The following is a 13,678-nucleotide window of genomic DNA, read 5'->3' as shown; positions in this document are numbered from 1 at the left end:
TAGGATATAAAGGCTGTCCATACAGGACAGCTTTTAATTTTATACTTCTATTTCTATTTTAGTTCCAAATCCTTCTTCTGAAGTTATATTTAACTTTCCTCCGATTTCCTTTATTGAATGATTTATAACATCCATTCCAACCCCTCTTCCTGAATAATCATTAGGAATATCAGTTGTGCTTATGCCATTCACCAATAAAAGCTCCATTATTTCTTCTTTTTTATACTCTTCCGGTTTCTTTTTTAATACACCTGCTTTTTGAGCTGCTTCAATAACTTTTCCGCCGTTTATACCTGCACCATCATCTTCGACTGTTATCCTGATATTTTCATTTTCATTTTGAAATTTTAATTTTATCAGACCTACCGGTGTTTTGCCAAGCCTCTCTCTTGTTTCTAAATCCTCAATTCCGTGGTCGACCGAATTCCTTATTATGTGAATAAGTGCCGTTGAAATCTTGTCGCGTTTATACTTGTCTATCATAATATCCTCACCTTTAACTAAAAGACGGACATTTTTGTTTAAAGCCGCAGACATCTCATCGACAAGAATTTCCATTTTTTCCGCCACAGCAGTAAAATCCCCTTTTGTAAAACCTTTAGCCACATTGCTAAGTTCTTTATTTATATCAACAAGACTGTTTATCTCAGGCAGTGCAAGTTCATAATTTTCCCTGTCAGAAACTTTCTTAAGCGTCTTTATCACACTGCCCATTTTCGTAATGTTTAGCTGAATTTTATTTAAATCCGACTTTTTTATTACTATGACTCCATTTAAGTCCTTATTTTCATATTTTACTACCCTTTTTTCTTCTTTATCCGATTTCTCCACCGGTGCCTGAACCCCCGGAATATAATATATCTGTCTTTTCGCTTTTTCCTTTTTATCAGCTGTCTTTTTACCTGTTATCTGAGATTCATCAAGTTCATACTGTTCCTTAAGATTGTCTACATATTCAGAAATATTTTTTGACAGTTCTTCCGGTACATTTTCCAGTGCTTCCCCATGAGAAATTTTATCAAGCTCCTGTTCAACAAAATCTACATATCCGCAAAACACACCGTCAAAACGCTCTGTATCCTCAATCACCTTAGGACCATTTCTAAAACAGTACAATAATCTTTCAAATTTTTTACTTAATGCCGCTATACCGTCAAACAGCATCATTGTGGCGTCAGCTTTTATTGTATGGACTGCACGGAAAATTTCCTGTATGAGTTCCTGACCATATATATCTTTACCAATATATTCTGAAAAATTTCTCTTTAACTCTTCTACAAGCCTTGAACTTTCTTCATAAAATATTCCCATCATAGAGTCCATTGCCTTTTCCTCCTGCCTGTATAAATTATGTACTGTATTTATGTCTCTCCTGTTTTTCTTACAGCTCACAGGATAACTGTTTCTGAATCTTACTGAATATATCTATTATATCCGGATCAAATCTCCTGCCGGCTTCACTCTTTATAATCTCAACACTCTCCTCCCGCGTATATGCGTCTCTGTAGCTTCTTTCACTGTTCAATGCCATAAATGTATCTATAACCGCTACTATCCTCGCAGAAAGGGGTATATCTGTGCCTGAGAGTCCCTCCGGATAACCTGTTCCATCCCAGTTCTCATGATGATATTTTGCTATTTCGACTGCCATCTCAAGATAACCGTTTTTATTTTTGTCCGTATTTATCTTTTGCAAATAATCTGCTCCAACCACCGTATGCCGCCTTATACCTTCCAGCTCATCTGCTGTAAGATTGGTGTTTTTATATGCAACTGCATCGTTTACGGAAAGCATACCTATATCATGTAACAAAGAAGCAGTCTCTATCTTATCAACGAAAGCACTCGATATTTCCTTATCAAACTTAGGTGAAAATTGAAGACTTATGGCAAGCATACGACTGTTTGCCGAAACCTTATCAATTCCTCTCTCATAAATGTTTGCACGCATTTTTAAGATTTCTGCAAGTGCTGCAAGTACATTTTTCTGTTCTTCATTAACTCTCGTTATCTGCTCATTTACTACCTGATGAAGTTTTTTGTTATACGACTCCATCTCCTGCTGCATTTTGTATATCTTAAGATGTGTATTTAACCTTAATGTTACTTCCTCTTTTTCAAAAGGCTTTGCTATATAATCAACAGCTCCAAGTTTAAACCCTTTTATCTTGTCTTCAACAGAATCAAGTGCTGAGATAAATATAATCGGTATATCCCTGGTTTTTATGTCAGCTTTCAGCATGGCACAAAATTCAAATCCATCCGTGTCAGGCATGGATATATCCAGCAATATAAGCTGTGGTGTCTTTCTTTCTATGGCTGTCTGTGCCTGCCTGACACTTGTGACCGGTCTTGGAATACATCCGGTCTGCTTTATCATTTCGGAAAGAATAACAAGATTAGTAGATATATCATCCACTATCAGTATATTTGGCTGTTCATTCACATGTATGTTCGATGCCACGCTAAATCACCGCCTTTCCAACTGTAATCTAAACTCCTCTATAGCCTTTTTGAGAACATTGTAATCATTTAAAGCTGCCTCATGGTCGCCTTTTCTGACCGTCATCTGAAGTCTGAATGCCTTTCTTTTTAAATTCATAGGGTCATCAGCCACAAGCGTTTTTATGGTATCCGCAAAACCGTTTGCCTTGTTCCAGTTTTCCATTTCGATACAGAGGACAAGATTTTCACAAGTATCGGTAATTGCTTTCATATTTTCATCCGAGCCGAGTTTATATAATTTATTTTCTGTTACCTCCGGCTCAGCAGACAATGCATCTCCATAATTAAATGAATATTCTTTCTTTTCTGTTTCATTCGCATTGTTCCCGATACTGTTTTCAGATTCCTGTAATACTACTTTTTTCACTTTTATTGAAAATGAAAATGTACTTCCTTTTCCTTTTTCACTCTCAACATTTATATCTCCACCCATCATTTCAACAAGACTTTTAACGATGCTTAGTCCAAGACCCGTGCCACCAAATTTTCGTGTGATAGATGCATCCACCTGTGAAAAGCTCTTGAACAGTTTATCTTTTTCCTGCTCCGATATTCCTATTCCTGTATCCGTAACCATGAAAAAGAGCTCTATCTCTTCACCCGTCTCAACACTTTTCACAACATTAAGATTTATCTGACCCAGTGATGTAAATTTTATTGAATTGGACAAAAGATTGTTTAAAACCTGAGTCACTCTAAGCTCATCACCTATAAGAACCTCCGGTATATCCTCACCTACATTACAGATAAGCTTAAGTCCTTTTGACTCTGCCTGTGGTCTGTTTAACTTTACAACATTATCCATCATACGGTAAAAATTAAATTCTGTGTATTCTATCGTAAACTTACCGGCTTGCAATTTTGAAAAATCAAGGATATTGTTTATGATCTTTATCATATTTCTGCAGCATTGCTCTATAAGTTCTACATTTTCACGCTGTTCTGAATCAAGCTCAGTATCAAGGAGATTTTGTGCAAGTCCCAGAACTCCATTTACAGGGGTCCTAAGCTCATGTGTCACATTTGCAACCATCTCATTACGCTCTTTATGACTCTCCTCAACTTCTATCTGTGCTGTCCTGAGTTCTTTTTTTGCTTCTTTCTGCTGTACTATATCATGTATTATACAAAATCCATAGCAGCCTGTATTCTCAGGAAGTCTGGCGAGATATGCAACAACCGAAAAACAAGTCTGGTTTTTCCTGTATGCCACTGTTTCAAAACTGACACCATACTTATGACCTATAAGGTCTATACAACCGTCTTTGACCGTCATGCAAGTCCTGAATATATCCTGAATACAGATAGTCTCATCCATATCGCATCCAAGATTTCTACACACTGCATCATTTTTTTCACAGACCGTGCCGTCTGCGTCAAAATAAAGTATCATATTGTTCGTCTGGCTGAACAATGCTTTGTATCTGTCTGTGCCTGTCTTATATTCTTCATTCACACCGGACACCTCCATTATAGCAGCAGCCCTCATATGTAACAATGAAGGCAGCTTGCAAACCGTCATGCAAAAAAGAGTTTATTACTATTTATTTGCACCACAGCAATATTTATATTTTTTACCGCTTCCGCAAGGACAAGGGTCATTTCTTCCAACCTTCTTGTTTTTAACAATAGTTCCTGACTTTTTCTGTTCACGATAAAGTTCTTTACGCCTTTCTACAGAGAGAAGTGTGTTCCACTGTGGAAGTTCATATAACCACTCTGCCTTTGCTTCAACCATGTTGTAATAAAGTTTCTCAAGGTCTATGTCAAGCTTAACTACCGTATCAGCAGTCATGTCCTCGATAGGATTTGGCTCTTTAAGACTTTCATTTATACCATCTAAAAATCCAACCATATAGTTTAATTCCATGCCATACTTTTCTGCAAGTTCCCTGACTGTTCCTGTAACTATATCTGATGGATTTGCAAGAAGCTTTTCATATATTGCTTTCTCCTCTTTAAAATATTTATCCCAAATTGCCTTTCCTGCTTTTGAATTAATCTCTACGCCATATGCGTATTCTCTCCAATCCTGTAATAATCCCATAATAATTCCTTTCCTGTTTTCTTTGTTCTTTACTAAGACACATTATACCATACATTTAACTGCAAGGTCAACGAAACCATAACTATATTTTTGCAAAGTAGTAACAGTTCAGCCCAAAAAAGATAAGTCAATAATACATGAGCTCGCTCAATGTATTATTGACTTATCTTTTTTGGGGCAGAACTGTTACGCAAAGTAAAAGAGAGATTGCGATTGCAATCTCTCTTTTGGAGAAGGTATTTTTGTTACTTATGGGGTGTAGCAAAAACTATATAATGTATTGGGGTTTACGATTATTAGTATAACAGGTTGTATAAATAAGTGTGCACAAACTTAGTATATTTTTCAAAGAAGTTTTTGTGCATATTTGCCATGCTTTTTTCGCATTTATCATTTTTGTCAATCAAAAGTCATTTTCGCTCTTTCCTATTGTGCACATTTACAATATAGTGTAATGACTTTTTTTCATAGTTCCACAGAACAAACTAAATTCCTTACAAACTGTCAGGTTCTACATCAACCTCTTCTGAAACAGCTTCTTTCTTTTCAAGTACAACTCCGTCCGGCTCAAATAATGCTTCAAATTCTTCTCTATCTATCCTTTCTTTCTCAAGAAGAAGTTTCGCACATTTATGAAGCACATCCATATGTTCCTCAAGTATTGATTTTGCCTGTGCATATGCATCATCTATTATTGCTTTTACTTCGTTGTCGATAGTCTTTGCAACATCTTCACTGTAGTCTCTGCTTGTGCGTCCAAAATCCCGACCTATAAACACTTCATCCTCATCAGCATAATTTATCATGCCGACATTTTCTGAAAATCCGTATTTCGTAACCATCGCCTTAGCTGTACTTGTCGCCTGTTTTATATCCTGTGATGCACCTGTTGTGATGTCATCAAATATAAGCGACTCCGCAATTCTTCCTCCAAGACTTGCAATGATGTCCTGCTTCATCTTTCCCTTTGTCATAAAAGTCTCATCACGCTCCGGAAGAGGCATTGTATAGCCTGCTGCCCCTGAGCCGGTAGGTATTATGGATACCATGTGAACCGGTCCCACATCAGGAAGTACATGGAAAAGTATAGCATGACCTGCCTCATGGTAAGCCGTAATCTTCTGGTCTTTCTCTGAGATTATCTTACTCTTCTTTTCCTTGCCTATGCCTATCTTTATAAATGATTTGCTTATATCTTCCTGTTCAATGAACTTTCTGCCCTCTTTTGCACAGACGATAGCCGACTCGTTCAAAAGGTTTTCAAGGTCAGCACCCGTAAAACCTACTGTAGTACGTGCAATCTTCTTAAGGTCAACATCATCGCCAAGCGGCTTGCCCTTTGCATGAACCTCCAGGATTTCTTCTCTTCCTCTTACATCAGGTCTGCCGACAGTAACTTTTCTGTCAAATCTTCCCGGTCTTAAAATAGCAGGGTCAAGTATATCTACACGGTTTGTAGCAGCCATAACGATTATTCCCTCGTTTACACCAAATCCGTCCATCTCAACAAGCATCTGGTTAAGTGTCTGCTCACGCTCATCATGACCGCCGCCAAGACCTGAACCTCTCTTTCTTGCAACGGCATCTATCTCGTCGATAAACACGATACAAGGTGCATTTTTCTTTGCTTCCGCAAACATATCTCTTACTCTCGATGCACCGACACCGACAAACATCTCCACAAAATCTGAACCTGAAAGGCTGAAAAACGGTACTCCTGCCTCTCCTGCCACTGCTTTTGCAAGAAGTGTCTTACCTGTTCCCGGAGGTCCAACAAGGATGATTCCTTTAGGAATACGTGCTCCTACATCTGTATATCTTCCGGGATTTGCCAGAAAGTCAACTATCTCCTCAAGTTCTTCCTTTTCCTCCTTAAGACCTGCAACATCCTTAAATCTCTTTGCGTGCGGTTCTTCAGGGTCTATTCTTCTGGCTCTGCTTTTTCCAAAATTCATCATCTTTGAATTTCCGCCGCCTGAATTTGCAGATTGTGCAGACAGAAATGAAAACAGCAAAAATATTGCGACAAAACCAAGACCATACGGAAGAAGTGTCGTTATTACCCATGATGTCTTTTTTACATCACCAAGTTTGTACGATACATTCCACTGGTCTAAAAGTTCCTGCACATCTTTTACATCTGATACATAAAAATCAACATTTTTTCCTGATTTCAATTTGACTACAACCTCACCTGTCGGTATCTCCTGGTTCTGGCTTATGGAAGCACTCGTGACATTACCGTTGCCGAGGTCTTTTTTAAGATTAGCAATGCTATAAGAATCACTGGAACTGCTTTCTATGTTGCCTGAAAAATAAACTGCACAAAAAATCACAGCCAGAACAAGCAAATAAAAACCTATTCCACTCATCTTCATCTGTTTCTTCATGAATTGTCTCCTCTACCTTTTATTCTATGATGTTAGTTTCAAAAAATATTTTGAAATCAACTGATACAATATATGTCCATTGACACTTGCATCATTTTATTCCTCAACGAAATCCAAAATCCCAATATAAGGAAGATTTCGATATTTCTGGGCATAATCAAGTCCAAATCCTACAACAAACGCATCCGGTATCGTAAAGCCTGTATAATCCACATTAACTTCCGTTTCCCGTCTGTCAGGCTTATCGAGCAATGTGCAAAGCTTAAGACTTGCAGGGTTTCTTCCCTCAAGCATTTTCTTTGTCATGCTAAGTGTATTTCCTGAATCAATTATATCCTCGACTATGAGGCAGTGAAGTCCGTCAATCTCCTCATCAAGATCCTTATTTATCTTAAGTTTACCCGTACTTTTTGTCTCATTGCCATAGCTTGAAGCTGACATAAAGTCAATAGTTACAGGCACCGTAAGCCTTTTTGCCAGTTCACAGCAAAAGAAAATACTGCCTTTAAGTATGCATATAAGATGAATCGACTTTCCTTCATAATCTTTGCTTATCTGCTCTGCCATCTCCCCGATTTTCTTATTCAGAACCTCTTCCGAATACATAACACTAATTTCTTCCTTCATCATTTCCGCCTTTCTCTAATAAATGCTCGCACAAAGCACTTTTTTAGTATTTTCATCAATGTAATAATATGCACTGCATCTTGCAAGCTCCGGAATCCATAAAATATGACTTCCTTCCGCAAGCACAAGTATATCTTTTCTCTCGTCAGCCGGCACTTTGCTGTCTATAAGCACCCTGCTCAGCTTTTTCTTTGCTCCATCCGTTCTAAGCCACATATAATCCCCCTCTTTAGGGTATCTCAACTTAGGCATATTTTTTATCTTAGCATAATCAAACCATTTCGTACAGTCATTTTTTTTGATAATGTCTGTAATTAAGTCATTTTCTTCTAAATGGAAACGAATCGTATGACTTGTATTATTTGTAAATGTAACATTGTACTCCTGTCCCTCGGATATTCTTTCTTCATATATCTCCTGAGGACTATGTGAACTGTGATACCATTTATCCTTGTGGGACATCAGCACAAAGTCATAATATTTTGCAACAATTATATCGTATGGGAGGTCTATTTTTCTCCCTGTCTGACCGTTTAGCAGCCTCATAAGAGAGTCTATATGCCTTGCGGTTATATCCTTTCTTCTGCCGGACATAAATTCTATCATACGCATAAAAATCTCCCTTTGCAATACGATATGCAGCTTTTTCATCTCACTAAGCCCCGCTCTTATCTCTTTAGGAAATGACTCCTTACACACTATGACTCTGTCCCATACAGCATCAGTCTGTATATCGATAAACTCTGTAACATCCTGAAGATATGATGCTGTTTTTGCGATATGACTAACTGTCTCTTTTTGAAGATTTTCCTGAAGATATGGTATAAGATGGTGTCTTATCTGGTTTCTCGCATACTCGTCATCATTATTCGTGGAATCTATACAGTAATTCTGACCACTTTCATCGAGATAATCAAGTATCTCCTGCTTTTTTACCGAGAGCAGCGGTCTTATGATGCAGCCGTTTTTTGCTTTCATACCGCCAAGTCCCCTGAATCCGCTTCCTCTTATAAGCTGGAATAATACTGTTTCCGCCTGGTCGTCCTGATGATGTGCCACGGCTATCTTATTGTAACCAAGTTCCTTTCGCATCTTATCAAAACATTCATAGCGGTACACTCTTCCCGCTTCTTCCTCAGTCATTGACAATTCATCTGCCATCTGTGGAATATCCTTGTAAAAAACTTTATACATCACATTTTCTCTTTTACATAGTTCCTCTACAAAATGCTGGTCATTTCCGGCTTCACTGCCCCTTATTCCGTGATTTACATGAACAAAACACAATTTCAGATTATACTCTTTTTTTATGTGTATCAGATATAAAAACAAAAACACGGAATCCGCACCGCCAGACAATCCTGTCACGATGCTATCGTTTTTTTCTATAAGGCCGTTATCATCACAAAATGATTTTACCCTTTTGTAAATATATTTATTCATCGTCTAGTTCTCCCATACTCCGGCGACTATAACACTCATATCATCAGACACGGCTCCTTTATTTCTGCTTACCGCTTCATCAACAATAGCCTGAGCCATATCTCCCGGATTGACAATCTCTATCTGTTTAATAAATTTTTCCAAATTGTATCTTTCCTGCGAAAACATATCCGCAACGCCGTCTGTCATCATTATAACATAATCTCCCGGATACAGACTCATCTTGCCTATATATGGCTCTGCATCAGATACCACACCCATAGGCAGCGACTGACCCTCTATACAGTACATCTTTCCCTGATTAAGCACATATGTACCCACAGCACCGTTTTTCAAAAAACTGCACTCTCCCTTATACAGATTTATAAGAGAAATGTCAAGTGTCGCATAATTTTCAAATTCCTGGTCAGACATATACAGAGAATTTATAAGCCTTATCGCTGATGTCTGCGAAAATCCTGCCTCCGACATTTGTTCCAGAAGTTCTATAACATTTTTACTGTCATCAAACGCACTTGTCCCACTTCCCATTCCGTCCGACAATGCCATCAAAAGCTCACCGCTCGGAAGATTTATCATTGAAAAAGTATCTCCTGACACTGACTGGCCATCTTTTGTGAGCCTTGCAACTCCTGTGAGCACCTTATATTTTGTCTCCTCAACAAAAATATATTCGCCAAACCCGGTATCTATTACCTTTCTTGATGCATCTGACGGTTTCAGCCTTTTCTGCATGATATTACTCATTATCTTAGATAACTCCGTAGCAGTTACAAGCCTGCCTTTCACAGTCCTCGCATTCATGATTATCTCTATCTGCCCGTCCTGTTTTTCATAGGCATATATATTTTTACATATAACCCTTTTCTTTCTAAATTCTTTTTCAAAAGCTTCTTCAAGCTCTATCGAAAGCCGCTGCATCCTCGGTAAACTGTCAAGCATATTTTTTACTGCCGCACTTATCTCTTTCATCTGATTTGCAACAGCTTTTCTGCTCTGTTTCACCCTGTTTCTGTACCCTATAATATTTCTTGCTATATAAAGATTTTGATTTGCCTCCTCCAAAAATCTGTCACAGTGAATACACTCCCTTGCGAACTCAACCGGCATCTGCTCAAGCGTTATGCAGCCGTCAGGCGATACACTAAGTGTCTTAAATTTCTCCGGTCGGCATATAGCCGTCTGACCTGAGCACTCCTCATACTTTTCACATCTGGTGCACACATTTTCTGACATTTCCCTGAAAATCTTTCTTATATCACGGCTCTCCATATACCTGTTTTCCTCTGTCCCATCTGACATCATTATGGAAATCCTGTCAAAAACATGAGAAAAATCATTGAGCCTGTTGCCGATTATATTTTCATATTCCTTATCTCCTGAACTTTTTCCGCCTTTAACATAACAAACTATCTCGCTAAACAACTTCGTGAGCGACAGCACAAGACCTGTCCCAAACATCAAAAGAACTATATCATACTCATTATAAGGAAACATATACAGCTTTAGTCCACCGTAAATAAGAAATGTTACCGCTGCAATAAGTGCCGCATGAATCGTCTTTATGCGTATTCTCTGTCTTTCCAGCGTATCGTATATAAGGAGCATCGACAATATGACCATGCTGCCGCACAATGCCATTTCCATAGGAAGACCCAAAAACATTCCTGCGATAACGCAAAATGCCAGAAGAAGTCTCGCCTTAGCCTTTTCAAACACCGCCGCAAAATATGCCACTCCGAGTACACACATACCACATATTCCTACCTGACCTGCAAAAAAACCTATTATCATCTGCAAAAAAAGTTTTTTCCCGATATACTTCATTATACTCTCCTTTTCACGCCTGCCGGCAAATTTATAAAAGAAAGTATATATAATCAAATTGGCATATTTTGTCAAAACTCAACCTCAAAAAAAGAACTGTTTTATTATGAAGTAAAATCATAAAACAAACAGCCCTTAATATGTCATTTTAATGTTTCGCAATCTTAGCTCACTTTGAGTCATCAGGTTCAAAGATAACCTCACCCTTATATACCAGACCCAGACGCTCTCTCGCAATCTGCTCTACATACTCGTCCGTGTCTACATACTTCTCAAACTCTTTAAGATCTTCTTTGCGTTCATCAACACTTTTTTTCTCTTTTTTAAGTTCAGAAATCTGGGATTTGTACTCTCTGCACTTTGCATCTAATGCTGACTTATGATAAAGAACAGTAAAACAAAGCACTGCACATAATACTATAATCCCTGTAATCGTAAATTTATTCATATGTTTTTTATGACCATAATGCTGGCGTGCCATGTTATCACCATCCTTTCCGCAAACGCCTGTTCTAAAGGCTTTTACGACTTTTAAATATGTTCTTATCATACACCTTTTTTATGATTTTTTCAATAATTTTCTTTGCCGGAGTATATATTCCCTTTTCATATAAAATCATCCCTGCAAATAGCATAAATACACCATACCATCTTATTATTCCGGAATTTATCTCATAAAAAATATAAAAGACGGGAATCGACAGTGCCATCCAGAATAAAACATCAATGATTATCTTTAAAATCATATTCTTTTTCAAAAATAATTCAAAAATCCTGACAAAGCCGTACAAGAACATACACGCCATGCCGCAGCAGGTGCTTGCGAGCAGATACAAAACCTGTCCATGTATAATCTCACTCATTGAAAAAGTCTCCCAAGAAATGATGCTGCTTTCTTTCCAGCTTCCTCAACATCAGAATACGCAAAACTATCTATCCTGCCGTCAACATCAACCTCACCTTTTTCAAGTGAAAGACGGTTTACATGAAGTTCGTCACCTTTTATAAGAAGAACTCCCTGTTCCGTTTCTAAATATACTTCCTTTGCATCAAACGAAAGCACATCCTTAACCCCTGACATAACAGCCGACTTTCGTGCATTCAGATACACTTTATGTACTCCCTTTGCCACACCGCCCTGTCGCTGTAAACTTTTCTCTTCCAAAAAAACACCCTCCTTGCATCTTTTTATAAATCAATATATGCCGGAGAGTGTTTTTTATTACAACATTTTGTAAAGCTCTTTTGCCGCTTCCTTATTATATGTTTCCTCGATGCTAAGCACCTCTACTTTAACCTGTTTATCACCAAAACTTATCTCAATGATGTCTCCCGGTTTAACATTCAAGGATGCTTTTGCAACCTTTCCATTTACCGTAATCCTGCCGGCATCACACGCTTCATTTGCTACCGGTCTTCTTTTGATAAGTCTTGAAACCTTTAAATATTTATCTAATCTCATACTATATCTCATTTCTGCACACATTTTTTCATATGAGATTTGTGTCGTGTGTGCCCAGACACAAATCACGGGTATCAAAAATATATTTCACAATATTTTAGAAAAAGGGCGGGTTCAGATACAACGAAAATCAAATATTTGAATATTATAATTACTCGTTGTACTTAGAACCTGCCCTCAAATTCAAGTCTGCCTCAAAATACAAATCTTATCTTATTTGTTTACAGCGTCCTTTAAAGCCTTACCAGCTTTAAACTTAGGAGCCTTAGAAGCAGGAATCTTTATTGTAGCACCTGTAGTAGGGTTTCTTCCTTCTCTTGCTGCTCTCTCAGCAACTTCAAATGTACCGAATCCTACTAACTGAATCTTCTCTCCAGCCTTTAATTCATCTGTAACCACATCAATAAATGCCTTTAAAGCTTTTTCTGAATCTTTCTTTGAAAGTTCTGCTTTTTCAGCTATAGCTGCTACTAACTCTGTTTTGTTCATGGATAAATCCTCCTCGATATTTGTATTTCCGTAAAAACTTACAAATCTATTTATACCCTCATTATCCCCTTTTGTCAAGGTTTTTTATGCTAAAAATCCCATAAAATCAAGGTTTTTTAGCCTTTTTTCATATTTAATGTCACCCCTCCATCTGTTTGCCTAAAAAACTTGCCGCAACAGCTATCATTTTTTGCTCTGTTTCCCCAAATTTTCGTTCTGTATTTTTATTAAGGAAAACAATAGAACCTGCCACATCACCATTACATATAATAGGAGCTATTGCTTCAATATAATCTCCCTCCATGTCATCTGCCACCCTGCAAAACTCCTTTTTACTGCTGTCTGTCAGGATTATCTTTCTGTCAAGAGCTGCCTTTTCAAGTTCCCTGCTTATATGCTTTCCCACCATATCTTTTTTCACTCCGCTCGAAGCCGCAATAACCATATCCCTGTCCGTCACTATTACAAGATAACCTGTTGTCTGTGACAGTGCATCAGCATATTGTTTTGCAAACTGTCCTATATCGCCTATCATCGAATATTTTTTAAGAATAACCTCTCCTTCTCTATCAGTATATATCTCCAGCGGATCTCCCTCTCTGATACGCAAAGTACGCCTTATCTCCTTTGGAATAACAACTCTTCCTAAATCATCTATTCTTCGTACAATTCCCGTTGCTTTCATATCCCGGTTATTTCCTCCATTTCTTTTTTTCTATGAATATGCTTTGAAGTTATTATGTGGAAATTTCTGTTTTATTATGCACATAAAAAGTAACAGTTCAGCCATAAAAACAGTAACAGGCAAATTAACCTATTGAATTTGCAAAAACTTTATGTTAAAATAAATGAAGTTTTTCAAAGAACATTGCTAAATATGTAGCAGAC

14 protein-coding genes are annotated in these 13,678 nt (G+C 37.7%); all 14 read right to left on the bottom strand.

The features are described from left to right. Positions 1–39: 39 nt before the first annotated feature. Positions 40–1,323, bottom strand: a complete 1,284-nt coding sequence (locus DW721_RS07655; protein WP_118745378.1) for an ATP-binding protein — start codon at positions 1,321–1,323, stop codon at positions 40–42. Between the two features lie 58 nt (positions 1,324–1,381). After that, positions 1,382–2,464 (bottom strand): HD domain-containing phosphohydrolase, encoded by a 1,083-nt coding sequence (locus tag DW721_RS07650; RefSeq protein ID WP_055940796.1) that lies wholly within the window; start codon positions 2,462–2,464, stop codon positions 1,382–1,384. A 6-nt stretch (positions 2,465–2,470) separates the two neighbouring features. Beyond that, complete coding sequence (locus DW721_RS07645; RefSeq protein ID WP_182436260.1) at positions 2,471–3,961, bottom strand: ATP-binding protein; 1,491 nt, start codon at positions 3,959–3,961, stop codon at positions 2,471–2,473. Positions 3,962–4,045: 84 nt separating this feature from the next. Continuing rightward, positions 4,046–4,552 (bottom strand): SEC-C metal-binding domain-containing protein, encoded by a 507-nt coding sequence (locus DW721_RS07640; protein ID WP_022013918.1) that lies wholly within the window; start codon positions 4,550–4,552, stop codon positions 4,046–4,048. Between the two features lie 494 nt (positions 4,553–5,046). Further along, complete coding sequence (gene ftsH, locus DW721_RS07635; protein ID WP_055940788.1) at positions 5,047–6,942, bottom strand: ATP-dependent zinc metalloprotease FtsH; 1,896 nt, start codon at positions 6,940–6,942, stop codon at positions 5,047–5,049. A gap of 96 nt (positions 6,943–7,038) precedes the next feature. Next, positions 7,039–7,569 (bottom strand): hypoxanthine phosphoribosyltransferase, encoded by a 531-nt coding sequence (gene hpt, locus DW721_RS07630; protein ID WP_055940785.1) that lies wholly within the window; start codon positions 7,567–7,569, stop codon positions 7,039–7,041. A gap of 15 nt (positions 7,570–7,584) precedes the next feature. Next, on the bottom strand, positions 7,585–9,012 hold the full coding sequence (gene tilS / locus DW721_RS07625; RefSeq protein WP_118745376.1) for a tRNA lysidine(34) synthetase TilS: 1,428 nt from the start codon (positions 9,010–9,012) through the stop codon (positions 7,585–7,587). 3 nt (positions 9,013–9,015) lie between these two features. Beyond that, positions 9,016–10,839, bottom strand: a complete 1,824-nt coding sequence (locus DW721_RS07620) for a SpoIIE family protein phosphatase (RefSeq protein WP_147355390.1) — start codon at positions 10,837–10,839, stop codon at positions 9,016–9,018. Between the two features lie 169 nt (positions 10,840–11,008). Beyond that, the gene (locus DW721_RS07615) at positions 11,009–11,320 is read right to left on the bottom strand and encodes a septum formation initiator family protein (RefSeq protein WP_055940776.1); all 312 of its coding nucleotides are present in this window, start codon (positions 11,318–11,320) and stop codon (positions 11,009–11,011) included. A gap of 31 nt (positions 11,321–11,351) precedes the next feature. Next, a complete protein-coding gene (gene yabQ, locus DW721_RS07610) occupies positions 11,352–11,702 on the bottom strand; it encodes a spore cortex biosynthesis protein YabQ (protein WP_118745374.1) in 351 nt (116 codons plus the stop codon). Further along, positions 11,699–12,004 (bottom strand): sporulation protein YabP, encoded by a 306-nt coding sequence (gene yabP / locus DW721_RS07605; RefSeq protein ID WP_055940771.1) that lies wholly within the window; start codon positions 12,002–12,004, stop codon positions 11,699–11,701. Before yabP ends, yabQ begins: the two co-directional genes overlap by 4 nt. Positions 12,005–12,061: 57 nt before the next feature. Beyond that, the gene (locus tag DW721_RS07600; RefSeq protein ID WP_022013926.1) at positions 12,062–12,301 is read right to left on the bottom strand and encodes an RNA-binding S4 domain-containing protein; all 240 of its coding nucleotides are present in this window, start codon (positions 12,299–12,301) and stop codon (positions 12,062–12,064) included. 213 nt (positions 12,302–12,514) lie between these two features. After that, positions 12,515–12,790, bottom strand: coding sequence for an HU family DNA-binding protein (locus DW721_RS07595; RefSeq protein WP_022013927.1), 276 nt, complete (start codon positions 12,788–12,790; stop codon positions 12,515–12,517). Positions 12,791–12,929: 139 nt separating this feature from the next. Beyond that, positions 12,930–13,475, bottom strand: a complete 546-nt coding sequence (gene spoVT, locus DW721_RS07590; protein WP_055940767.1) for a stage V sporulation protein T — start codon at positions 13,473–13,475, stop codon at positions 12,930–12,932. Positions 13,476–13,678: the final 203 nt, after the last annotated feature.

The sequence above is a fragment of the Clostridium sp. AM27-31LB genome (assembly GCF_003480745.1).
Classification (GTDB): domain Bacteria; phylum Bacillota; class Clostridia; order Lachnospirales; family Lachnospiraceae; genus Butyribacter; species Butyribacter intestini.
This window is presented reverse-complemented; position numbering and strand designations above follow the sequence as displayed.